Raw genomic sequence first — 21,993 nt, forward strand, 5'->3', positions numbered from 1 at the left:
CGGTCAGGCGCCCCATCCCGCCTGCCGGCCCCCGACTCGCTCGGCCACGATCTTCTCCTGGTAGCCGCTGCGCTTGTACGCCGCGACCGGGTCCGGGTCGAGGCCCATGTCCGTACGGACCTCGGCGAGCAGCGGCCGCACGTCGGTGTTGTACGCGTCCATCAGCACCGCGTTGGCCTCGAGCACGTCGCCGTCGGTCTGTGCCTTGGCCAGCGCCTCGCGGTCGACGAGCAGAGCCTTGGCGGTGGCTTCCTGGATGTTGAGCACCGAGCGGATGATGGCAGGTATCTTAGTCTCGATGTTGTGACATTGATCGAGCATGAAGGTGATGCCGTACGCCGGGTCGAGCGCGTCGCCGCGGACGATCTCGTACATGATGCGGAAGAGCTGGAACGGGTCCGCGGCGCCGGCCATCAGGTCGTCGTCGGCGTAGAAGCGGCTGTTGAAGTCGAAGGCGCCGAGTTTCCTCTGCCGCAGCAGGAACGCCACGATGAACTCGATGTTCGTGCCCGGCGCGTGGTGGCCGGTGTCGATGCAGACCGTGGCCTTCTCGCCGAGCTCGACGCAGTGGGCGTACGACGTGCCCCAGTCGGGGATGTCGGTGGCGTAGAAGGCCGGCTCGAAAAGCTTGTACTCCAGCAGGATGCGCTGGTCGCCGCCGAGCCGGTCGTACGTCTCGCGCAGCGCCGCGGCCAGCCGGTCCTGGCGGTTGCGCAGGTCGTCCTGGCCGGGGTAGTTGATGCCGTCGGAGAACCACAGTTTGAGGTCGCGTGAGCCGGTCGCGTCCATGATGTCGATGGCCTCGAGCAGGTGGTCGGTGGCTTTGCGCCGTACGCCCGGATCGGGGTTGGTGACCGACCCCAGCTTGTAGTCGTCGTCCTGGAAGACGTTGGTGTTGACGGCTCCGATGCCGACGCCCAGCGAGCCGGCGTACTCGGCGAGCGCGTGGTAGTCGTCCACCTTGTCCCACGGGATGTGCAGGGCGACCGTGGGCGCGACGCCGGTGAACCGGTGCACGGCCGCGGCGTCGGCGATCTTCTCCTCGGGGCTGCGCGGGACGCCGGGCTGGGTGAAGACCTTGAAGCGGGTGCCCGAGTTGCCGAACGCCCAGGAGGGTGTCTCGATGCGCTGGGCGGCGAGCGCGCGTTTGACGGCGGACGTGTCAGTCATGACGACTCCAAGTGAAAGACTTCGGTGAGCTGCGGAAAGTCCTCCGACGGGGTGGTGCCGGAGAAGAATGCCGCCATCTCGGCCTGCCAGCGGGCGTTGACGTCCAGCGCCTCCATCGCCGCTCGCGACGCCGCGAGGTCGTCCGCTTCGACATAGCCGATGAGCAGCCCGTCCTCGCGGAGGAAGAGGGAGTAGTTGCGCCAGCCGGTGGCCCGGAGTGCGTCCTGCATCTCGGGCCACACGGCCTTGTGGCGCTCCACGTACTCGTCGATCCGATCGGGACGGATCTGGAGCTGGAAGCAGTAGCGCATGGCTTCTAGAAGTTGAACTGGTCGATGTTCTGGGCGGTGAACTCGGTCGGCGGGCCGAGCACGATCTCGCCGTCGGCGCCGATCGTGTACTCGCCGAGTCTGCCGGCGGTGAACTTCTCGCCCTGCTTGCCGGTGATCTGCCCGGAGGCGAGCGCGGCGCCGGCGTACGCGGCCAGGTAGCCGATGTCGGCCGGGTTCCACAGCGCGAACTTCTTCACCGTGCCGTCCTTGACGTACTCGCGCATCTGGTTGGGCAGGCCCAGTCCGGTGATCGCCACCTTGCCCTTGTAGTTCGACGAGCTGACGTACCGCGAGGCCGCGGCGATGCCCACGGTGGTGGGGGAGACGATGACCTTGAGCTTCGGGTACGACTGCAGCAGGCCCTGCGCCTCCTGGAACGACTTCTGGTCGTCGTCGTTGCCGTACGCGGTCTTGACCAGCTTGAGTTTCGCGTACTCGGGCTTGGCCAGCTCCTTCTTCATCACCTCGATCCAGGCGTTCTGGTTCGTGGCGTTCGGGGTGGCCGAGAGGATCGCGATCTCGCCCTCGCCGCCGGCCAGCTCGTTCGCCATCTTCACCAGGCTCTCGCCGATGCCCTGGGTGGTGGCCTGGTTGATGAACGCGTCCCGGCAGTCCTTGGAGGCGTCGGAGTCGAACGAGACGACCTTGATCTTCGCCTGGCGGGCCTGGTTGAGCGAGGGACAGACCGCGTTCGGGTCGTTGGCCGCCACCACGATCACGTCCTGCTGCTGCTGGATCAGCGTGTTGATATAGCTGACCTGGGAGGACGCGCTGGCGTCGTTCGGGCCGACCAGCTTGTACTCGCCTTTGAGCTCGCCGACAGCCACCTTCCCGCCGCCGGTCTCCACGTCCGAGTACGGGTTGTTCAGCTGCTTGGGCAGGAAGGCGATCTTCAGACCCTCCTTCGTCTTGGCGTTGGGGTCGGCCGAGGCGCCGGGCTGGGCGGCCGCGCCGCCGTTCGAGGACGCGCTGTCCTTCGTGGTGCCGCCGCACGCGGCGAGGCCCAGGACGAGAAGTGAGGCGCTGGTAGCGGTCAGTAGCCGGCGAGGGGTGCGAAGCATGACGGACTCCTATGCGAGCGGGGGAACTCAGTGGGCGGCGGCCTGGCGGAGTCTCCGCCGGTGCCAGGTGGCGCGGATCGAGGAGGCGACGTTGGGCAGGAGGACCGAGAGCACCAGCAGGGCCCCGGTGACGATGTTGAGAGCCTGACCGGAGACGTCCTGCAACCGCAGGGCGTTCTGGAGCGCGGCGAGCAGCACCACGCCGGCGAGGACGCCGGGCAGGGAGCCCTTGCCACCGAAGATGGAGACGCCGCCGAGCAGCACCGCGGCGACCACGGCCAGCTCGAGCCCCGAGCCGTTGTCGGCGCGGGCGCTGGAGTACCGCAGCGTCCACAGCACACCCACGAGGCCGGCGATCGCTCCGCTGGCGACGTACAGCCAGAATTTGGTGCGGGCCACCCGGATGCCGGAGAAATGCGCGGTCTGGGCGTTCGCGCCGATCGCGTACAGCGATCGGCCGAACGGCGTCGCATGCAGGACCACCCCGAAAACCAGGGCGAGCGCGATGATGAGCAGAAGCACGTTCGGTACGGCGCCGTCGCCGATCGTGCCGGTGACCCAGCCGGTGTAGTTCCACGGGAAGTCGGCGACCGCCCCGTCGCCCAGCACCACGAACGCGAGGCCGCGGTAGAGCGCGAGCGTGCCGATCGTGACCGCCAGCGAGGGCAGGCCGAGACCGGTGACCAGGAAGCCGTTGAACGCCCCGAGCGCCGCGCCGGCCAGCACGCAGAGCGGGATGATCATCTCGATCGACAGGCCGTTGTTCCAGCACCAGCCCATCAGCGAGCTGGTCAGGCCCAGCGTGCTCGCGACCGAGAGGTCGATCTCGCCGGTCACGATGATGAACGTCATCGGCAGCGCGACCAGCACGATCGGCATCAGGTCCAGGATCAGGAAGGTGAAGTTCCGGCTGGTGCCGAAGTTGGGTACGCCCAGCGACGCGATCACCAGCACGAGCACCGTCAGGGCGATGATGATGCTGTCCCAGCTCGCCAGGCGACGTCTCAGCTCAGACATGGCTGTCCCTCTTCCTCAGCGAGCGGGCGATGCGGACGGCGACCAGGCGGTCGGCGCAGATGGCGAAGAGGATCAGCGCGCCGACGATGGCCTGCTGCCAGAACTGGTTGATGTCGAGGACGGCCAGGGCGCTGCCGATCACCGTGAGCAGCAGCGCGCCCAGGCCCGCACCCCACACGGTGCCGCTGCCGCCGAAGACCGCGACCCCGCCGACCACGACCGCGGCGACGACGTTGAGCTCGTAGCCGGTGCCGGCCGAGGCGTCGACCGTGCCGAAGCGGGCGGCGAAGAGGACGCCGGCCAGCCCGGCCAGGGCGCCGCTGAGCAGGAACGCGCCGAGCAGGTTGCGGGCGACCCGGATGCCGGCGAGCTCCGCGGCCTGGGGGCTGGAGCCCATCGCGTACAGCTCGCGGCCGACCCGGTAGTTGCGCATGAGCACCGAGACCCCGCCGACCACCACCACGGCGATCAGCACCAGCCACGGGATCCCCAGCACCGAGGCGTTGGCGAACCGCAGGAAGTGCCGGGGCAGCTCGTCGGCGTTGACCTGCTGACCCCCGGCCCACGAGTACGTGATCCCGCGGAACATGTAGAGCGTGCCGAGCGTGACCACGAGGGCGGGGACCCGGCCGTACCGGACCAGCACGCCGTTGACCAGGCCGGCCACGGCGCCGACCGCGAGCCCCGCCAGCAGCGCCACGATCATCGGCAGGCCGGGGTTCGCGCTCATCATCGTGGCCACGGTGAAGGCGCTCAGGCCGAGCACCGAGCCGACGGAGAGGTCGATGTTGCGGGTGATGACGACGACGGCCTGGCCGGCCGCCATCACCGCCAGGATCGCGGTGTTGAGCAGGATGTCGCGGATGCTCTGGCCGGACAGGAAGCGGGGATGGTTGACGGTGGTGAAGACGACGAGGATCGCCAGCGCCAGGATGATTCCCAGCTCCCGCGTCTTCACCAGCCCGTTCAGCGACAGGCCGGGACGCTTCGTCTTCGTGACGAGAGCGGCCGTCATGACGTCTGTCCCATGGCCGCGTACATGACGGACTCCTCGGTGGCTTCTGCGCGGGTCAGCTCGGCGGCGACGTGCCCCTCCCGCAGGACGACGATGCGGTCGGCCATGCCGAGCACCTCGGGCAGCTCGGACGAGACCATGACGACGGCGAGCCCGCGCGCCGCCAGACCGGACAGGAGGCGGTGCACCTCGGCCTTGGTGCCGACGTCGATGCCGCGGGTCGGCTCGTCGACGATGAGCAGCCGGGGCCCGGTCGCCAGCCACTTGGCCAGCACGACCTTCTGCTGGTTGCCGCCGGACAGCGTGCCGACCGGATCGGAGAGCCGGCCCAGCTTGGTCTGCAGCTGCTGCGTCCAGCCCGCGGCCTCACGCCGCTCCGCGCCGCCGAGCAGGAGACCCAGCTTCGCCAGCGCCCGCGAGCGGGGGAGCGTCACATTGCGTTCGATCGAGAGCTCCATGATCAACCCCTGCTGGCGGCGGTCCTCGGGCACGAGGCCCATACCCGCGGCCATCGCGGCCCGCGGTGAGCCCGGCTTGAGCCGTCTGCCGAGGAAGCGCACCGAGCCGGAGTCGTACCGGTCGACGCCGAACACCGCCTGCATCACCTCAGAGCGGCCGGCGCCGACGAGCCCGGCCAGCGCGACGATCTCCCCGGCCTTGACGGTGAAGCTGACATCGCGGAAGACGCCCTCGCGGCTCAGCCCCTCGACCTCGAGCACGGTCTCGCCGATCGTCGCTTCCTGTTTGGGGTACAGCGCGCTGAGGTCGCGGCCGACCATGCGGCGGATCATGTCGTCGACGCTCAGACCGGCGACCGGCTCGGTGCAGACGTGCCGGCCGTCGCGCAGGATCGTGACGCGCTGGCAGAGCGCGGTGATCTCTTCGAACCGGTGCGAGATGAACATGATCGCCGCGCCCTCGTCGCGCAGCGCCCGGGTGACCGCGAAGAGCCGGTCCACCTCGACGCCGCTGAGCGCGGCGGTGGGCTCGTCCATGACGAGCACGCGCGCCTCGCTGGACAGCGCCTTGGCGATCTCGACGAGCTGCTGGTCGGCGATGGACAGTCCCCGGGCGGGTCGGGCCGGGTCGATGTGCACGCCCAGCCGCGTGAACAGCCGTTCCGCGGTCGCCTTCATCGCCTTGCGGTCGATCTGCCGCAGCCGGGTCAGCGGCTGGTTGCCCATCGCGATGTTCTCCGCGACGGACAGGTCCGGGAAGAGCGTGGGCTCCTGGTAGATGACCGCGATCCCGGCGGCCTTGGCATCGGCGGGCCCGGCGAAGTCGACGTCCCTGCCGTTGACGGCCAGCGTGCCGGTGTCCGGCCGGTGCACCCCGGCGAGCATCTTGACGATCGTGGACTTGCCGGCGCCGTTCTCGCCGACCAGGGCGTGCGCCTCGCCGGCGTGCAGGGCGAAGCTGACCCCCTGGACGGCCGCCACGGCGCCGAACGACTTGGTCACGTCGCGCACCTCGAGCACCGCGCCCATGGTCACCTCCGTACGCGTGTTTGAAATGTTTCAGACGCCGTGGGACGAACGTAGGTGGCCCCGATCACAGGTGTCAAGCGTTCGATCGAAACCCGGGCGGCCGGATACCGTAGGATGTCGCTTCAACGTTTCAAGGGGGCGCAGTGGTCGGGAACGGCAGGACCCCGTCCGTCAAGGACGTCGCGGCCGCCGCGGGTGTCTCCCTCGGCACGGTCTCGAACGTGATGAACCGGCCCGAGGTGGTCAGCCCGGCCACCCGCGAGCGCGTCGAGCGGGCGATGACCGAGCTCGGCTTCGTCCGCAACGAGTCGGCGCGGCAGCTGCGCGCGGGGACCAGCCGCACCCTGGCGTACGTGATGCTCGACGGCAGCAACCCGTTCTTCCACGACGTCGCGCAGGGCATCGAGCTCGCCGCCGAGGAGGCCGATCTGTCGCTGTTCATCTGCACCAGCAACGGGCGCGCCGACCGGGAGGCGGTGCACCTCGACCGGCTGATGCAGCAGCGGGTCCAGGGCGTCCTGATCACGCCGGTGAACCCGGACGCCCCGCATCTGGCCGAGATCTCCCGGCGGGGGATCCCGGTGGTCATCGTCGACCGGGTCGCCGCGGGCGGCGCCTTCTGCTCGGTCGCGGTGGACGACGTGCTGGGCGGCCGCATCGCCGTCGAGCACCTGGCCGAGCAGGGCCACACCCGGGTCGCGGTGGTCGGTGGTCCGGAGTCGCTCGGTCAGGTCCGCGAGCGGCTCGAGGGCGCGCGCCAGATCTGGGCGGAGCTCGGGCTGCCCGCCGAGGACCTCAGCTATCTGCCGACCGCCGCGCTCAGCGTCGCCGAGGGCCGCTCGGCGGGCGAGCGGCTCGCCGGCATCCCGGCCCGGCGCCGGCCCACCGCGGCGTTCTGTGCGAACGACCTGCTCGCGCTAGGGCTGCTGCAGCAGAGCATCGGCGCCGGCCTGCGCGTCCCGGAGGACCTCGCGATCGTCGGCTTCGACGACATCGAGTTCGCGGCGGCGGCGGCCGTGCCGCTCAGCTCGGTGCGCCAGCCGCGCCAGGAGCTGGGCCGGGCGGCCGCGCAACTGGTGCTGGAGGAGGCCGCCGGTGGGCGGCACCAGCACCAGCAGCTTTCGTTCGTGCCCGAGCTGGTGGCCCGGGCGTCGACGGTGCTGCGCCCCAAGGTCTTCTGACAACGTTTCAGATCCAGCCGTTTCCCCGTCGGTCTCTTGACCGGCGTTGGGCAAGCCCCGTAGCCTTATCGATATCTATGAAACGTTTCATCTTAAGGAGCGTTGATGACCAACTCGGTGGTCGCCGATCTGCTCGGCCGCAGCAACCGTCTCGGCGCCGACCCGCGCACCACCAACTACGCGGGCGGCAACACCTCGGCGAAGGGGTCGCAGACCGATCCGGTCACCGGTGCCCCCGTCGACCTGCTGTGGGTCAAGGGATCCGGCGGCGACCTCGGCACGCTGACCGAGGCCGGCCTCGCGGTGCTGCGCCTCGACCGGCTGCGGGCGCTCACCGGGGTGTACCCGGGCGTCGAGCGCGAGGACGAGATGGTGGCCGCGTTCGACTACTGCCTGCACGGCCGGGGCGGCGCCGCGCCGTCCATCGACACCGCCATGCACGGCCTGGTCGAGGCCCCGCACGTCGACCATCTGCATCCCGACGCCGGCATCGCGCTCGCCACCGCCGCCGACGGCCCGGCGCTCACCAAGGAGATCTTCGGCGATCGGGTGCTCTGGGTGCCGTGGCGCCGGCCCGGCTTCCAGCTCGGGCTCGACATCGCCGCCGTGCAGCGGGCCAACCCGCAGGCCATCGGCGTCATCCTCGGCGGACACGGCATCACCGCCTGGGGCGCGACCAGCGACGAGTGCGAGGCGCGCTCCCTGGAGATCATCGGTACGGCGGCGGCGTACCTGGCCGAGCACGGGCGTGCCGAGCCGTTCGGCGCGCTGGTGTACGAGCCGCTGCCCGAGGCCGCCCGCCGGGAACGGGCCGCGGCGCTGTTCCCGCTGATCCGAGGCCTTGCCTCGACCGACCGGGCGCAGGTGGGCCATTACACCGACGCCGCGGTCGTGCTCGACTTCGTGGGCCGCGAACGGATGCCCGCGCTCGCCGCGCTCGGCACGTCCTGCCCGGACCACTTCTTGCGTACGAAGGTGAAGCCGCTGGTCGTGGACATCGCGCCCGGCGCGCCGCTGGAGCAGGTGGAGGCGCGGCTGCGGGAGCTGCACGCGGCGTACCGCGAGGACTACCGCGCCTACTACCAGCGGCACGCCACCCCGGACAGCCCGGCCATGCGCGGCGCGGACCCGGCGATCGTCCTCGTCCCCGGCGTCGGCATGTTCAGCTTCGGCGCCACCAAGCAGACCGCCCGGGTCGCCGGCGAGTTCTACGTCAACGCCGTCAACGTGATGCGCGGTGCCGAGTCGGTGTCCACGTACGCGCCGATCGACGAGTCGGAGAAGTTCCGCATCGAGTACTGGGCCCTGGAGGAGGCGAAGCTGCGGCGCCTGCCGAAGCCGAAGCCGCTCGCCACCCGGGTCGCCTTCGTGACCGGAGGGGGTTCCGGCATCGGGCGGGCCGTCGCGCTGCGGCTCGCGGCCGAGGGGGCCTGCGTCGTGGTCGCCGACCGTGACCTCGAGTCGGCCACCGGGGTCGCCGGCGAGATCGGTGGTCCGGACCAGGCGGTGGCCGTCGGGGCGGACGTGACCTCCGCCGACGCGGTGGAGCAGGCGATGCGCGCGGCCGTGCTCGCCTTCGGCGGCGTGGACCTGGTCGTCAACAACGCCGGGCTCTCCATCTCCAAGCCGTTGCTGGAGACCACCGAGGCCGACTGGGACCTGCAGCACGACGTGATGGCCAAGGGGTCGTTCCTGGTGTCCCGCGCCGCGGCCGCCGTGCTGATCGCGCAGGGCAGGGGCGGCGACATCGTCTACATCTCGAGCAAGAACTCGCTGTTCGCCGGGCCGAACAACGTCGCGTACGGCGCCGCGAAAGCCGATCAAGCCCACCAGGTGCGCCTGCTCGCCGCGGAGCTCGGCGGGCACGGCATCCGGGTCAACGGCGTCAACCCCGACGGCGTGGTCCGCGGCTCCGGCATCTTCGCCGGCGGCTGGGGCGCCCAGCGCGCCGCCGTGTACGGCGTACCGGAGGAGAAGCTCGGCGAGTTCTACGCCCAGCGCACCCTGCTCAAGCGCGAGGTCCTGCCCGAGCACGTCGCGAACGCGGTGTTCGTGCTCACCGGCGGCGAGCTGTCGCACACGACGGGCCTGCACGTCCCGGTGGACGCCGGCGTCGCGGCTGCGTTCCTGCGGTGACGACGTTCGCGGCGGTCGACCTCGGCGCGTCCAGCGGGCGGGTCATGGCCGGCCGGGTCGGTCCCGGCGTCCTCCAGCTGACGCCGGTGCACCGGTTCCCCAACGAGCCGGTACGGGCCGCCGGCACCCTGCATTGGGACATCCTCGCGCTCCACCGCGGCGTCCTCGAAGGACTGCGCAGGGCCGGCCCGGTCGACGGCATCGGCATCGACTCGTGGGCGGTCGACTACGGCCTGCTGGACGCGAGCGGGGCGCTGCTGGGCAACCCGGTGCACTACCGGGACTCGCGGACCGACGGGGTGGCGGCCAAGGTCGCCGCGACGATCCCCGAGGACCGGCTGTACGCGCGTACCGGCCTGCAGAAGTTGCCCTTCAACACGATCTATCAGCTCGTGGCGGCCGCGGGGACGCCGCAGCTGGAGGCCGCGCGGCAGCTGCTGATGATCCCGGATCTGCTCGCGTACTGGCTGACGGGCGAGCGCGGGGCCGAGGTCACCAACGCCTCGACGACGCAGCTGCTCGACGTGCGGACCGGGGAATGGGCCACGGATCTGATGGCCACGCTCGGCATCCGGCCGGGGCTCTTCGCGCGGCTGCGGCAGCCCGGCACGGTGATCGGGCCGGTCCTGCCCGAGGCGGGCGTGGGTACGCCCGACGTCATCGCCGTCGGGTCCCACGACACCGCGTCGGCGGTGGTGGGCGTGCCAGCCGGGTCGCCGGATTTCGCGTACATCTCGTGCGGGACGTGGTCGCTGGTCGGGGTGGAGCTGGACGCCCCGGTGCTGACCGAGGCGTCGCGGCTGGCGAACTTCACCAACGAGGCCGGTGTCGACGGGACGGTTCGCTATCTGCGTAACGTGATGGGTCTCTGGCCGCTGCAGGAGTGCCTGCGCGAGTGGGGCGACCCGGACCTGCCCGGACTGCTGCGCGCGGCGGAGGCCGTACCCGCGTTCCAGGCCGTGGTCGACCTCGACGACCCGGTCTTCCTGCCGCCCGGCGGCATGCAACGCCGGATCTGCGAGCGTCTCGGGCGCGAGCCGGGGCGGGCCGAGATCGTCCGCTGCATCATGGACAGTCTCGCGCTGGCCCACCGCCGGGCGGTCCGCCAGGCGGAGGAGCTCTCCGGCCGGCGCGTCGACGTGGTGCACATCGTCGGCGGCGGCGCCCGCAACGAGCTGCTCTGCCGCCTCACCGCGGACGCGTGCGGGCGGCCGGTGCTGGCGGGTCCGGTCGAGGCCACCGCGCTGGGCAACGTTCTCGTGCAGGCGCGGGCCGCCGGAACGATCGGCGGCGACCTCTCGGCAATGCGGGCCCTCCTGCGGGAGACTCAGCACATCGCGCGCTACGAGCCACGCGGCGACGAGGCGGCGTGGCAGGCGGTCGAGCGGCGGCTGGGAGGCTGATGTGCGGATCGCGTTGTTCGTGACGTGCCTGGCCGACACCATGTTCCCGGCGGCGGCCAAGGCGACGGTCACGCTGTTGGAGCGCCTGGGCCACGAGGTGGTCTTCCCGCCGGGGCAGACCTGCTGCGGGCAGATGCACATCAACACCGGCTACCAGAAGGACGCGCTTTCCCTGGTACGCCGCCACGTGCGCACGTTCGCCCCGTACGACGTGATCGTCGCGCCCTCGGGCTCGTGCGTGGGCTCGGTGCGCCACCAGCACGCGATGGTCGCGAAGGGCGCGGGTGACCTGTCGCTGGCCGCCCGCGCCGAGGACGTGGCGGGCCACACGTACGAGCTGTCCGAGCTGCTGGTGGACGTGCTCGGGGTGGAGGACGTGGGCGCGTCCTACCCGCACCGGGTCACGTACCACCCCACCTGCCACTCGCTGCGCATGATCCGGGTCGGCGACAAACCGCTGCGGCTGCTGCGCCACGTCCGTGGCCTGGAGCTGGTCGACCTGCCCGCCGCGGAGCAGTGCTGCGGGTTCGGCGGCACGTTCGCGCTCAAGAACGCGGACACCTCGGCGGCGATGCTCGCCGACAAGATGCGCCACGTGCTCCAGACCGGCGCCGAGGTCTGCACGGCCAGCGACGCCTCCTGTCTCATGCACATCGGCGGCGGCCTGTCCCGGCTCGGGTCGAAGGTGCGGACGGTCCACCTGGCGGAAATCCTCGCAGCGACGGAGCCGGCATGAGCACATTCCTCGGGATGCCCGCGACCGCGCCCCGCGGCGTCGGTCACCTGCGCGGCGACGAGTCCTTCCCCGACGCGGCCCGCAAGGCGCTCGGCAACGAGCAGCTGCGCCGCAACCTGGCCCACGCCACCACCACGATCCGCGGCAAGTCCGGCGCGGTCGTCGCCGAGCTGCCCGACTGGCAGGAGCTGCGGTCCGCCGGCTCCGCGCTGAAGGCCGCGACCATGGCGCGCCTGCCCGAGCTGCTCGAACAGCTCGAGGAGAAGGTCACCGCGGCCGGCGGCGTGGTGCACTGGGCGGCCGACGCCACCGAGGCCAACCGGATCGTCACCGGCCTGGTCCGGGCCACCGGGCACCGCCGGGTCATCAAGGTCAAGTCGATGGCCACCCAGGAGATCGGGCTCAACGAGGCGCTCGAGGAGGCGGGGATCGCCCCGGTCGAGACCGACCTGGCCGAGCTCATCGTCCAGCTCGGCCACGACAAGCCCAGCCACATCCTGGTCCCGGCCATCCACCGCAACCGTACGGAGATCCGCGACATCTTCCTGCGCGAGATGCCCGGCGTGGACCCCGCGCTCACCGACGACCCGGCGACGCTCGCCGCGGCCGCCCGGCGCTACCTGCGCGAGACGTTCCTGAGCACCAAGGTGGCGGTCTCGGGAGCCAACTTCGCGGTCGCCGAGACGGGCACCCTCGTCGTGCTGGAGTCCGAGGGCAACGGGCGGATGTGCCTCACGTTGCCCGACACGCTGATCACCGTGATGGGCATCGAGAAGGTGGTGCCCACGTGGCGCGACCTCGAGGTGTTCCTCCAGCTGCTGCCTCGCGCGTCGACGGGGGAGCGGATGAACCCGTACACGTCGATGTGGACCGGGGTGACGCCGGGCGACGGACCGCAGGAGTTCCACCTGGTGCTGCTGGACAACGGGCGCACCGCGGTGCTCGCCGACGAGGTGGGACGCCAGGCGCTGCACTGCATCCGCTGCTCCGCCTGCCTGAACGTGTGCCCGGTCTACGAGCGGACCGGCGGGCACGCGTACGGGTCGGTCTACCCCGGCCCGATCGGCGCGGTGCTGTCGCCGCAGCTCACCGGGGTGGCCGACAACGCGTCGCTGCCGTACGCCTCCTCGCTCTGCGGGGCCTGCTTCGACGCCTGCCCGGTGAAGATCGACATCCCGTCGGTCCTCGTGCACCTGCGCAACGAGGCGCCGCACCCGCGCGCCGAGCGGATCGCGATGGCCGCCGCGGCGTACACGATGGACCACCCCGCCCTGTACGCCCGCGCGCAGCACGCCGCCAGGCTCAGCCGGCACGTCAAGCGGCTGCCCCCGCCGCTGAACGGCTGGACCGCCGGCCGGGACCTCCCGCAGCCGCCACCCGAGACGTTCCGCGATTGGTGGGCCGGGCGATGAGCAGCAAGGACCTCATCCTCGGCCGGATCCGGGCGGCGCTCGGCGACACCGCCACGCCGGACGTGCCGCGCGCCTACCGCCGGGCCGGCACGGAGAAGGCGGACGTCGAGCGGCTCGTCGACCGTCTCGTCGACTACAAGGCCGTGGTCCACCGCAGCTCCGACGTCGCCGGGATCGTCGCCTCGCTCGAGCCCGGGCGGCTCGTCGTGCCGCCGGGACTCGACCCGGCATGGCTGCCGCCGGGCGTGCCGACGGTCGATGACGAGCACGATGCCGACGCGGTGCTCACCGCCGCCACGGTCGCCGTCGCCGAGACCGGCACGATCGTGCTCGACGGGTCGCCCGATCAGGGGCGGCGGGTGATCTCGCTCCTGCCGGACCTGCACATCTGCGTCGTACGCCCGGATCAGGTCGTCGCCTCGGTGCCGGACGCCATCGCCCGTCTGGACCCGCGCCGCCCGCTGACCTGGATCAGCGGGCCTTCCGCCACCAGCGACATCGAGCTCAACCGGGTCGAGGGCGTGCACGGTCCGCGGCGTCTCCACGTGATCCTCGCCGAGCGCTGACCCGTGCAGCGTGCCACGATGGTGACTATCCGTTCCGCGATGCTGCCGTCCGGCCGTCCAGGTGTATAGGCTGGCCATCGACCCTCGTCGTGGAGGTCCCGATGGCCGACCGTCTGACGCACGAACCGCTCACCGTGCCGGAGCAGCTGCTGACCGTCACCGCGGTGCAGGCGACCGATGACTACGCGCGCCTGCGCTGCGCGGGCGAGATCGACCAGGCCACCGCGCCGCTCTTCGCCGATGCGCTGGCCGAGGCCGTGCCCGGCCGGCGCCGGGTCGAGGTGGATCTGTCGGAGGTCAGCTTCCTCGACTCGTCCGGCATCAACGCGCTGGTTCAGCATCGCAAACCGGGCTGCGCGCTGGTCGTCGTCAACGTCCCGCCGCACATCCGGCGCGTCTTCGACATCACCGGCCTGACCGCCATCCTCTGCGCCTGACCCCGGCCCTCTCGGGCAAGCTGGGCCGATGACCACCATCGGGTTCCTGCACACCGCCGAGGTGCACGTCGCCACCTTCCGTGAGCTGCTCCGGGAGCTCGGCCCGGCCTGCGCCGACGTGCATGTCGTCGACGAGAGCCTGCTCGCCGACGCACGCGAGCGGGGCTTGGACGACGACCTCGAGCGCCGGCTGCTGGCACGGCTGCGGGAGGTGGCCGCGCTCGGCCCGGACGTCATCGTGTGCACGTGCTCCACGCTGGGTGGTCACGCCGAGCGGATGGGCTCGGCTGTCGGCGTACCCGTGCTCCGGGTGGACCGGCCGATGGCAGAGGCGGCCGTCGCGGCCGGCACCCGGATCGGCGTGGTGGCCAGCACCGCGTCCACGCTGGGGCCGACGTGCGAGCTGCTCGCCTCCTGCGCGCGACCGGACACCGAGATCGTCCGGGCCCCCTGCCTCGACGCCTGGCCGCTCTTCGAGGCGGGCGATCACCACGCGTACGCCCGGCGGGTGGCCGAGCACGCCCGCACGCTCGACGTGGACGTCATCGTGCTCGCCCAGGCCAGCATGGCCGCCGCCGAACAGATGCTCTCGGATCTCGGCAAGCCGGTGTTCTGCAGCCCACGCATCGCCGTCCTTCGCACCCTGGAGGACTACACAACTGTGTAGTAATCTGCACGCGTGAGTAGTACGGGGGACCTGACCGCCCGCGCCCGCATCCGGGACGCCGCCATCGACCTCTTCGCCGAGCGCGGCATCGGCGGGGCCACCGTCCGCGACATCGCGCAGGCCGCCGGCGTCTCGTCCGGGCTGCTGCGCCACCACTTCGGGTCCAAGGAGGGCCTGCGCGACGCCTGCGACGAGTACGCGATGGCCGAGATCGCCCGGATCCGCGCCCCCTACGTCGAGGCGGGGGCGAGCAACGAGCGCCTGATCTACGACGCGATCCGCGCGGCCCCGCTGCGGCTGCAGAGCTACCTCATCCGCTCCACCCTGGACGGCTCGGCCAGCGGCGCCAACCTCTTCCAGCGCATGGTCGACGAGGCCGAGCAGTGGTACGAGAAGGCCCCCGTCAAGTCCGCCGACCCGCGGACGTACGCGGCGGTCCTCTGCGCGCTGCAGATGGGCATGTTCATGATGCGCGACCAGATATCGGTGGCGATCGGCGAGGACACCCGGCAGCCCCACGGGCATCTGCGCATGCTCCGGGCCGCGGTCGAGGTCTTCTCCCAGCCGCTGCTCCCGCCCGAGCAGGCCGAGCAGGCGTACGCCGCCCTTGACCGGCTCATGAGTACTCCTGAGGAGTCATGATGACCGAGGCGATCAGCGTCGCGGGGCTCAGCAAGAGCTTCGGGCGTACCCAGGCCCTGCAGGGTCTCGACCTGAGCGTCGGGACGGGCGAGGTGCACGGCTTCCTGGGCCCCAACGGCGCCGGGAAGACCACGACGATCCGCATCCTGCTCGGGCTGATCCGCCCCGACGCCGGGACCGCCCGGCTGCTCGGCGGGGACCCGTGGTCCGACGCGACGGCGCTGCACCGGCGGCTCGCGTACGTGCCCGGCGACGTCACGCTGTGGCCCAACCTCTCCGGCGGCGAGGTGATCGACCTGCTCGGCCGGCTGCGCGGCGGGCTCGACCCCAAGCGCCGCGCCGACCTGCTGGAACGCTTCGACCTGGACCCGCGCAAGAAGGCCCGGACCTACTCCAAGGGCAACCGGCAGAAGGTGGCCCTCGTCGCGGCGCTGGCCTCCGATGTGGAGCTGCTGATCCTCGACGAGCCGACCTCCGGGCTGGACCCGCTGATGGAGGCGGCGTTCCGCGACGTCGTCCGGGAGGAACGCCGGCGCGGCGACCGTACGGTGCTGCTCTCCAGCCACGTCCTCAGCGAGGTGGAGGCGCTCTGCGACCGGATCACGATCATCCGCGAGGGCCGTACGGTCGAGAGCGGCACCCTGGCCGACCTGCGGCACCTGACCCGCACCACCATCCAGGCCGAGCTGGCCGGCCCGGTCGACGGCCTCGCCACGCTGCCCGGCATCCACGCGCTGCGCGCCGAGAACCACAGCGTCACCTTCGACGTGGACACCGACGCGCTCGAGCCCGCACTGCGCACGCTGGTCGGCGTCGGGGTCCGCAGCCTCACCAGCCATCCGCCCACCCTGGAGGAGCTGTTCCTGCGCCAATACCGCAAGGAGCAGCCGCGATGACCGGGACGTGGCAGCTCATCCGCCTGATCGTGCGGCGCGACCGGGCGCTGCTGCCGCTGTGGGCGGTGGTGCTCGGCTGCGTCCCGGCAATCTACGTCTCCTCCTTCGACAGCCTGTTCCCGACCGCCGCCGATCGCCTCGAGTACGCCCGGGTCAGCGCGGGCAACGCCGGCTTCGTCGGGCTGTACGGGCCCCTGCACGGCAGCAGCCTCGGCGAGCTGGTCGCCTGGCGCGGCGGCTTCATCCCGGTGATGATCGCGCTGTTCAGCCTGCTCACGGTCGTCCGGCACACGCGTACGGAGGAGGAGGCGGGCCGCACCGAGCTGATCGGTTCCGGCGTCGTCGGCCGGCACGCGGGGCTGGCGGCCGCGGTGATCACCACGCTCGGCGCCAACGTGGTGCTCGCGCTGATCCTGGCCTCCCTGATGACCGCCCAGGGCCTGCCGGCCGCCGGGTCGGCCGTGCTGGCCGCGGAGTTCGGCCTCGCCGGCTGGATCTTCACCGGAGTCGGCGCGGTCGCCGCGCAACTGGCCGGGGGTGCCCGGACCGCCCGCTCGATCGCCGTGATCGCGCTCGGCGTCGCGTACGTGCTGCGCCTCGCCGGCGACGTGAGCGACACGGGCAGCGGCACGCTGGGCTGGCTGGCGTGGCTCTCGCCGATCGGTTGGCTGCAGCGCATGTATCCGTACGGTGAGAACCGATGGTGGCCCGCCGCCCTCGCGATCGTCCTCACCGGACTGCTGGTGGCCGGGGCGGCAGCCCTGGCGGCCCGGCGCGACGTCGGCGCCGGTCTGATCGCTCCCCGGCTGGGTCCGGCGGCCGCCTCGCCCGCCCTCGGCGGCCCGTTCGCGCTGGCGTGGCGGCTGCACCGCGGGCTGCTGGTGGGCTGGATCGCCGGGTTCGCCGCGCTCGGGCTGGTCTTCGGCGGCGTGGCGCAGAGCGTGGCCGAGCTGACCGACGACAACGCGGACATGGCCGAGGTCTTCGCCCGGATGGGCGGCGCGTCCGGCGCGGTGGACAACTTCTTCGTCGCGACGAGCGGCATCCTGGGGCTCATCGCCGCGGCGTACGCCGTGCAGGCCACCCTGCGGCTGCGCGACGAGGAGAGCACCGGCCACGCGGAGGTGGTGCTCGCCACGGCGACCGCCCGGCTGCGCTGGATCGGCAGCCACCTGGTGTTCGCCCTGGCCGGGCCGGCCCTCGCGCTGGCCGCCGCCGGGGTGGTCTCCGGCCTGACCGCCGGCATGAGCCTGGGCGACGTCGCCGGCGAGTTTCCGGGCGTCCTCGGCGGCGCGCTGGCCCAGGTGCCCGCGGTGTGGGTGCTGGCCGCGCTGACCGTCCTGCTCTTCGGGCTGCTGCCGCGGCTGGCGCCGGCCGCGTGGGGCGTGGTGGCGGCCTGCTTCCTGCTGCTGCTCCTCGGGGCGGCGCTGAATCTCGACCAGTGGGTGCTCGACATCTCGCCGTTCACCCACGTGCCGCGCCTGCCCGGCGGGAACGTCGCCGCGCCGCCGCTCGTGGCGCTGACGCTGGTCGCGGCGGCGATGACCGCGGCCGGGCTGGCCGGCTTCCGCCGCCGCGACGTGCCCGTCCTGTAGAGATCAGGAAGCGGACCGGTCCGGAAGCAGGCGCTCCTCGTGGTCCAGCTCGCGTTCGAGGACGCGCAGACCCTCGTCCGAGAGCCGTCCCACGTCCCGCCAGCGCAGCAGCTCCTCGCGCTGGGCGTCGATCACCGAGCGGCGCACCCGCAGCGCCGCCTCGTACTGCGGGGAGACCGGGACCTCGTCGGAGTCCGCCTGGTCGAGCATGTCGAGGCGGCGGCGGTAGCGCTCGAGGCGGTGGCCGAGCTGCCGGCGCATCACCTCGATCGCCTGGTCCTCCACGTGGTCGTGGCGCTGGTGCTTGATCTCGTCGAGCCGGTCGAGGGCGGCCTGGACCGACGCCGAGCGGGCCTCGTTGCGCAACCGGATGAGGTCGGCCTGGTTGGCCTTCAGCCCGAGCCTGCGCACCAGCGGCGCGAACGTGACGCCCTGGCCCACGAGCGTGACGAGCACGACCACGAACGCGCAGAACAGCAGCAGGTCCAGGTCGGGGAACGGGTTGCCGTCGTCGGTACGCGCCGGGATGGTGAAGACCGCGGCGAGCGTGATGACGCCGCGGGTGCCCGACCAGCTCAGCGCGGTGATCTCCCGGCCGTTCAGCCGGCGGTTCGTGTCGTCGGCGTCCGGTTCGCCGCCCAGCCGGGAGTGCATCCAGCGCGGCAGGCTCTGCGTGACGATGAGGAACAGCGGGCGCAGCAGCAGCACCACGCCGACCGAGACCGCCACCGCGATGACGATCGTGGAGGTGCTGAACTCCGAGAGCCCCTTGATGACGCGCGGGAGCTGCTGGCCGATCAGGAGGAAGACCAGCCCTTCGAGGACGAAGTCGACGAGCCGCCACACCGCGGAGACCTGCAGCCTGCTCGCGCCGGAGACCAGCCGGGGAGCGTCGTGCCCGACGATGAGGCCGGCGACCACCACCGCGAGCACGCCCGAGACGTGCACCCGCTCCGCCAGCAGGTACGCCACGAACGGCGTCGCCAGCGAGACGGCGTTCGCGATGATCGGGTCCTGGCACAGCGGACGGGTGGCGCGGTTCGCGTACGCGACCACGATGCCGCCGATCACGCCACCCGCCGCGGAGATGACGAACTCGCCCACGGCGGCGGAGAACGAGAACGTCCCGCCCACGGCCGCGGACACGGCGACGCTGAGCAGGGTCAGCGCGGTGGCGTCGTTGAGCAGCCCTTCGCCCTGCACCAGCGTGACGATGTTGCGGGGCAGCCCGACCTTCTTGCCGACCGCCAGCGCGGCGACCGGGTCCGGCGGGGCCACCGCGGCGCCCAGCGCCACGCCGGCGGCGAGCGTCGCCCCGGCCACGAAGAAGTGGAAGCCGACGCCGATGAGCAGCGCGGTGAGGAGCACGAGGACGACCGAGAGGCTGACCACGGTCCGCAGGTTGTGGCGGATGTCCAGCAGCGAGGAGTCGAGCGCGGCCGAGTAGAGCAGCGGCGGCAGCACGAGGGTCAGGACGAGTTCCGGTTCGAGCTCGACGTTGGGCCCCGGCAGGACGGCGTACGCGATGCCGAGCACAGTGAGCAGCGCGGCCGCGGGTATGCCCGTCCGGTCGCCGAACCACCGCGCGGCGACGATGACCGCGATTCCCGCCAGGATGAACAGCAGTGTCGCCTCGATATGCACCGTCCCATTCTCCCGGACCGCGGACGATCTCGCGATCATGGCCGGGTCGGCCGCGGTTAGGCTGCGCGCTGGTGTGATCGGAAGGCGGGGAGGGTCCATGCGGCTGGCGCGTACGGCCGTGGTGGTGGGCCTGCTGCTCTGCGCGGTGCCGGCCGGGCTGGGCGGCCGCGAACCGTCGGCGACGCCGGAGCAGCGGGCCGAGGCGCTGCTGAGGCGGATGACCCTGGCCGAGAAGCTGACGATGATGCACGGCGGCGCCGAGTGCGGCTACATCGGGTGCGTGGACGGCAACCCCCGGCTGGGTATCCCGGCGCTGCACCTGCAGGACGGACCGGCAGGCGTCGGCAACGACACCACCGGGGTCACCCAGCTGCCCGCGCCGGTCGCCGCCGCGGCAGCCTGGGACCCGGCTCTGCTGCACGAGTACGGCCGGGTCATCGGCGCCGAGCAGTGGGGCAAGGGTACGAACGTCGCCCTCGCGCCCACCGTCAACATCGTGCGGGACCCGCGCTGGGGCCGGGCCTTCGAGTCCCTGGGCGAGGACCCGTACCTCGCGGGGCGGGCGGCGGCCGCGGAGCTCGGGGGCATCCGCGCCGAGGGCCCGATGGCGCAGGTCAAGCATTTCGCGGTCTACAACCAGGAGACCGCCCGCAACACGATGGGCAGCGACGCGCGGATCGACGAGCGGACGCTGCGGGAGATCTACCTGCCCGCGTTCGAGGCGTCGATCGCGGCCGGCGTCGACTCGGTCATGTGCGGTTACAACCCGGTCAACGGCGCGTACGCCTGCGAGAACGGCGACCTGCTGCACCGCATCCTCCGCGACGAGCTGGGGTTCACGGGCTTCGTCACCTCCGACTGGGGCGGCACCCACTCGACGCTGCCGGCCGTGGCCAACGGCCTCGACATGGAGATGCCCGACAGCCGGTACTTCGGCGCACCGCTCACCGTGGCCGCCGAGGCGGGACTGGCCGACGTCGACGAGCATGTCCGGCGCATCCTCACGGCGATGATCCGCAAGGGCCTGTTCGACCGGAAGCAGACCGGCGATCTGACCGCGGTGGTCACGAACGAGGCGCACGCCGCGGTCGCGCGCCGGGTGGCCGAGCAGGGCAGCGTGCTGCTGAAGAACGACGGCGCGCTGCTGCCGGCCGGGCCGGGCGTACGGTCGATCGCCGTGCTCGGCAGCGGCGGCGGGGCGAGCGTGCTGAGCCAGGGCGGCGGCAGCGCCCGGGTGAACCCGCCGTACGTCGTGTCGCCGTACCAGGGGATCAAGGAGCGGGCCGGTGCGGGCGCCGAGGTGACCTACCAGCCGGGCACCGTCCGCGCCGACGGCGCGCTGCCGCCGGTCGAGGCGGAGGTGCTCGGCGCCGGGCTGCGGGCGGAGTTCTTCCGCGGTACGACGCTGAGCGGCCCACCGGTCGCCACGCGCACCGACGCGGCGCTCGACGCGGAGTGGCGCGCCGGGAACGCCGGCATCGGGATCAAGGAGAACTGGTCCGCGCGCTGGACCGGCACCCTGACCCCGCCGGCCACCGGCACGTACACGTTCTCGCTGACCAGCAGTGACGGCGGCCGGCTGCGGATCGGCGGCCGGACGGTCGTCGACAACGGCTGGGCCGAGGCGGGGCGGCGTACCCGTACCGGCACGGTCACGCTCACCGCGGGCCGGCCGGTGCCGGTGGAGATCGAGTACGCGCAGTTCACCGGCAACGCCGTCCTCGCGCTCGGCTGGACCCGGCCCGGCCAGCGGCTGCACGACGACGCGGTGGCGGCCGCGGCGCGGACGGACCTGGCCGTGGTGGTGGTCGGGAAGTTCGGCACCGAGGGCGCCGACCTGCGGGACATCAGCCTCTCCGCCGACCAGGACCGCCTGGTCCGCGACGTGGCCGCGGTCAACCGCAACACGGTCGTGGTGGTCAACACCGGCTCCGCGGTCGCCATGCCGTGGGCGGGCTCGGTCCGCGCGGTGATCCAGGCCTGGTATCCGGGCCAGGAGTACGGGCACGCGCTGGCCGCCCTGCTCTTCGGCGACGTCGACTTCTCCGGCAAGCTCCCGGTCACGTTCCCGCGCACCCTGGCCGACGTGCCGGCGGCAGCCCCGCGACGGTGGCCCGGCGGCGAGTACTCCGAGGGGCTGCGGGTCGGCTACCGCTGGTACGACGCGCAGGGCGTGACGCCGCTGTTCCCCTTCGGCCACGGGCTGTCGTACACGACGTTCGCGTACGCGGACCTCAGCGTCGGCGCGCCCCGCCCGGACGGCTCGGTGCCGGTCTCGTACACGATCACCAACACCGGCGGCCGGGCCGGCGCCGAGACCGCCCAGGTGTACGTCGGGCAGCCCGCGGCCACCGGGGAACCACCGAACAACCTGCGCGGCTTCGACCGGGTGACGCTGGCGCCCGGGCAGTCCCGCCGGATCACCACCACCCTGGACGCGCGCAGCTTCCAGCACTGGGACGGCGGGTGGGTGACGGCCGGGGGCGCGTACCGGATCTCGGTGGGCTCGTCGTCGCGGGATCTGCGACTCACCGGCCAGGTGTCGCTGCCGCCGAATCCGGTTGCCGGGGTCACGAGCGGCCGGTAGACCTCACGG

The 21,993-nt window shown here is 72.1% G+C and carries 19 protein-coding genes; 12 read left to right on the forward strand and 7 right to left on the reverse strand.

Features of this window, described 5'->3' with window-relative positions; translation table 11 throughout:
• Positions 1–3: 3 nt before the first annotated feature.
• The 6 genes from rhaI to AB0K03_RS37620 are packed head-to-tail and all read right to left on the reverse strand — an operon-like array spanning position 4 to position 6,082.
• Entirely contained in the window at positions 4–1,170 is a 1,167-nt protein-coding gene (rhaI, locus tag AB0K03_RS37595) for an L-rhamnose isomerase (RefSeq protein ID WP_364695722.1), read from the reverse strand.
• Positions 1,167–1,481: an L-rhamnose mutarotase gene (locus AB0K03_RS37600; protein ID WP_364695725.1), complete on the reverse strand. Its 315-nt coding sequence runs from the start codon at positions 1,479–1,481 to the stop codon at positions 1,167–1,169. Before AB0K03_RS37600 ends, rhaI begins: the two co-directional genes overlap by 4 nt.
• A gap of 5 nt (positions 1,482–1,486) precedes the next feature.
• On the reverse strand, positions 1,487–2,563 hold the full coding sequence (gene rhaS / locus AB0K03_RS37605) for a rhamnose ABC transporter substrate-binding protein (RefSeq protein ID WP_364695728.1): 1,077 nt from the start codon (positions 2,561–2,563) through the stop codon (positions 1,487–1,489).
• A 27-nt stretch (positions 2,564–2,590) separates the two neighbouring features.
• A complete protein-coding gene (locus tag AB0K03_RS37610) occupies positions 2,591–3,580 on the reverse strand; it encodes an ABC transporter permease (protein ID WP_364695730.1) in 990 nt (329 codons plus the stop codon).
• Positions 3,573–4,595 carry an ABC transporter permease gene (locus tag AB0K03_RS37615; RefSeq protein ID WP_364695733.1) on the reverse strand — a complete coding sequence of 341 codons (1,023 nt, stop codon included), beginning with the start codon at positions 4,593–4,595 and terminating at the stop codon, positions 3,573–3,575. The genes AB0K03_RS37610 and AB0K03_RS37615 overlap by 8 nt, the downstream gene beginning before the upstream one ends.
• Positions 4,592–6,082 (reverse strand): sugar ABC transporter ATP-binding protein, encoded by a 1,491-nt coding sequence (locus AB0K03_RS37620; RefSeq protein ID WP_364695735.1) that lies wholly within the window; start codon positions 6,080–6,082, stop codon positions 4,592–4,594. Before AB0K03_RS37620 ends, AB0K03_RS37615 begins: the two co-directional genes overlap by 4 nt.
• A 143-nt stretch (positions 6,083–6,225) precedes the next feature.
• Between AB0K03_RS37620 and AB0K03_RS37625 the strand changes: the two genes are divergently transcribed.
• The 11 genes from AB0K03_RS37625 to AB0K03_RS37675 all read left to right on the forward strand — a co-directional run bounded on the left by AB0K03_RS37625 (position 6,226) and on the right by AB0K03_RS37675 (position 17,753).
• The gene (locus AB0K03_RS37625; RefSeq protein ID WP_364695738.1) at positions 6,226–7,263 is read left to right on the forward strand and encodes a LacI family DNA-binding transcriptional regulator; all 1,038 of its coding nucleotides are present in this window, start codon (positions 6,226–6,228) and stop codon (positions 7,261–7,263) included.
• A gap of 105 nt (positions 7,264–7,368) precedes the next feature.
• The gene (locus AB0K03_RS37630) at positions 7,369–9,399 is read left to right on the forward strand and encodes a bifunctional aldolase/short-chain dehydrogenase (protein WP_364695741.1); all 2,031 of its coding nucleotides are present in this window, start codon (positions 7,369–7,371) and stop codon (positions 9,397–9,399) included.
• Complete coding sequence (locus AB0K03_RS37635; RefSeq protein WP_364695744.1) at positions 9,396–10,802, forward strand: rhamnulokinase family protein; 1,407 nt, start codon at positions 9,396–9,398, stop codon at positions 10,800–10,802. Before AB0K03_RS37630 ends, AB0K03_RS37635 begins: the two co-directional genes overlap by 4 nt.
• Before the next feature lies 1 nt (position 10,803).
• Positions 10,804–11,538: a (Fe-S)-binding protein gene (locus AB0K03_RS37640; protein ID WP_364695747.1), complete on the forward strand. Its 735-nt coding sequence runs from the start codon at positions 10,804–10,806 to the stop codon at positions 11,536–11,538.
• A complete protein-coding gene (locus AB0K03_RS37645) occupies positions 11,535–12,950 on the forward strand; it encodes a LutB/LldF family L-lactate oxidation iron-sulfur protein (RefSeq protein WP_364695750.1) in 1,416 nt (471 codons plus the stop codon). Before AB0K03_RS37640 ends, AB0K03_RS37645 begins: the two co-directional genes overlap by 4 nt.
• On the forward strand, positions 12,947–13,516 hold the full coding sequence (locus AB0K03_RS37650) for a lactate utilization protein C (protein ID WP_364695753.1): 570 nt from the start codon (positions 12,947–12,949) through the stop codon (positions 13,514–13,516). Before AB0K03_RS37645 ends, AB0K03_RS37650 begins: the two co-directional genes overlap by 4 nt.
• 101 nt (positions 13,517–13,617) lie before the next feature.
• Positions 13,618–13,953: an STAS domain-containing protein gene (locus AB0K03_RS37655; RefSeq protein WP_364695756.1), complete on the forward strand. Its 336-nt coding sequence runs from the start codon at positions 13,618–13,620 to the stop codon at positions 13,951–13,953.
• Between the two features lie 28 nt (positions 13,954–13,981).
• A complete protein-coding gene (locus AB0K03_RS37660; protein WP_364695759.1) occupies positions 13,982–14,620 on the forward strand; it encodes an aspartate/glutamate racemase family protein in 639 nt (212 codons plus the stop codon).
• Between the two features lie 12 nt (positions 14,621–14,632).
• On the forward strand, positions 14,633–15,262 hold the full coding sequence (locus tag AB0K03_RS37665; RefSeq protein WP_364695762.1) for a TetR family transcriptional regulator: 630 nt from the start codon (positions 14,633–14,635) through the stop codon (positions 15,260–15,262).
• A complete protein-coding gene (locus AB0K03_RS37670) occupies positions 15,262–16,158 on the forward strand; it encodes an ABC transporter ATP-binding protein (protein WP_364695765.1) in 897 nt (298 codons plus the stop codon). The genes AB0K03_RS37665 and AB0K03_RS37670 overlap by 1 nt, the downstream gene beginning before the upstream one ends.
• A complete protein-coding gene (locus AB0K03_RS37675) occupies positions 16,155–17,753 on the forward strand; it encodes an ABC transporter permease (RefSeq protein ID WP_364695768.1) in 1,599 nt (532 codons plus the stop codon). The genes AB0K03_RS37670 and AB0K03_RS37675 overlap by 4 nt, the downstream gene beginning before the upstream one ends.
• A gap of 3 nt (positions 17,754–17,756) precedes the next feature.
• On the opposite strand, the gene AB0K03_RS37680 is transcribed toward AB0K03_RS37675, so the two are convergent.
• On the reverse strand, positions 17,757–19,397 hold the full coding sequence (locus tag AB0K03_RS37680; RefSeq protein WP_364695771.1) for a Na+/H+ antiporter: 1,641 nt from the start codon (positions 19,395–19,397) through the stop codon (positions 17,757–17,759).
• Between the two features lie 97 nt (positions 19,398–19,494).
• Here AB0K03_RS37680 and AB0K03_RS37685 point away from each other — a divergent pair, with 97 nt between their 5' ends.
• Positions 19,495–21,984, forward strand: coding sequence for a glycoside hydrolase family 3 C-terminal domain-containing protein (locus AB0K03_RS37685; RefSeq protein WP_364695774.1), 2,490 nt, complete (start codon positions 19,495–19,497; stop codon positions 21,982–21,984).
• Positions 21,985–21,993: the final 9 nt, after the last annotated feature.

Source organism: Actinoplanes sp. NPDC049316 (assembly GCF_040677315.1).
Classification (GTDB): domain Bacteria; phylum Actinomycetota; class Actinomycetes; order Mycobacteriales; family Micromonosporaceae; genus Actinoplanes.

Excerpts from the sequence above, each read along its gene's own strand:
- AB0K03_RS37650 (WP_364695753.1), top strand. The coding sequence starts at position 12,947 with ATGAGCAGCAAGGACCTCATCCTCGGCCGGATCCGGGCGGCGCTCGGC.
- AB0K03_RS37610 (WP_364695730.1), bottom strand. The coding sequence starts at position 3,580 with ATGTCTGAGCTGAGACGTCGCCTGGCGAGCTGGGACAGCATCATCATC.
- AB0K03_RS37645 (WP_364695750.1), top strand. The coding sequence starts at position 11,535 with ATGAGCACATTCCTCGGGATGCCCGCGACCGCGCCCCGCGGCGTCGGT.
- AB0K03_RS37655 (WP_364695756.1), top strand. The coding sequence starts at position 13,618 with ATGGCCGACCGTCTGACGCACGAACCGCTCACCGTGCCGGAGCAGCTG.
- AB0K03_RS37685 (WP_364695774.1), top strand. The coding sequence starts at position 19,495 with ATGCGGCTGGCGCGTACGGCCGTGGTGGTGGGCCTGCTGCTCTGCGCG.
- AB0K03_RS37630 (WP_364695741.1), top strand. The coding sequence starts at position 7,369 with ATGACCAACTCGGTGGTCGCCGATCTGCTCGGCCGCAGCAACCGTCTC.
- AB0K03_RS37675 (WP_364695768.1), top strand. The coding sequence starts at position 16,155 with ATGACCGGGACGTGGCAGCTCATCCGCCTGATCGTGCGGCGCGACCGG.
- rhaI (WP_364695722.1), bottom strand. The coding sequence starts at position 1,170 with ATGACTGACACGTCCGCCGTCAAACGCGCGCTCGCCGCCCAGCGCATC.
- AB0K03_RS37600 (WP_364695725.1), bottom strand. The coding sequence starts at position 1,481 with ATGCGCTACTGCTTCCAGCTCCAGATCCGTCCCGATCGGATCGACGAG.
- rhaS (WP_364695728.1), bottom strand. The coding sequence starts at position 2,563 with ATGCTTCGCACCCCTCGCCGGCTACTGACCGCTACCAGCGCCTCACTT.
- AB0K03_RS37670 (WP_364695765.1), top strand. The coding sequence starts at position 15,262 with ATGACCGAGGCGATCAGCGTCGCGGGGCTCAGCAAGAGCTTCGGGCGT.
- AB0K03_RS37660 (WP_364695759.1), top strand. The coding sequence starts at position 13,982 with ATGACCACCATCGGGTTCCTGCACACCGCCGAGGTGCACGTCGCCACC.
- AB0K03_RS37620 (WP_364695735.1), bottom strand. The coding sequence starts at position 6,082 with ATGGGCGCGGTGCTCGAGGTGCGCGACGTGACCAAGTCGTTCGGCGCC.
- AB0K03_RS37615 (WP_364695733.1), bottom strand. The coding sequence starts at position 4,595 with ATGACGGCCGCTCTCGTCACGAAGACGAAGCGTCCCGGCCTGTCGCTG.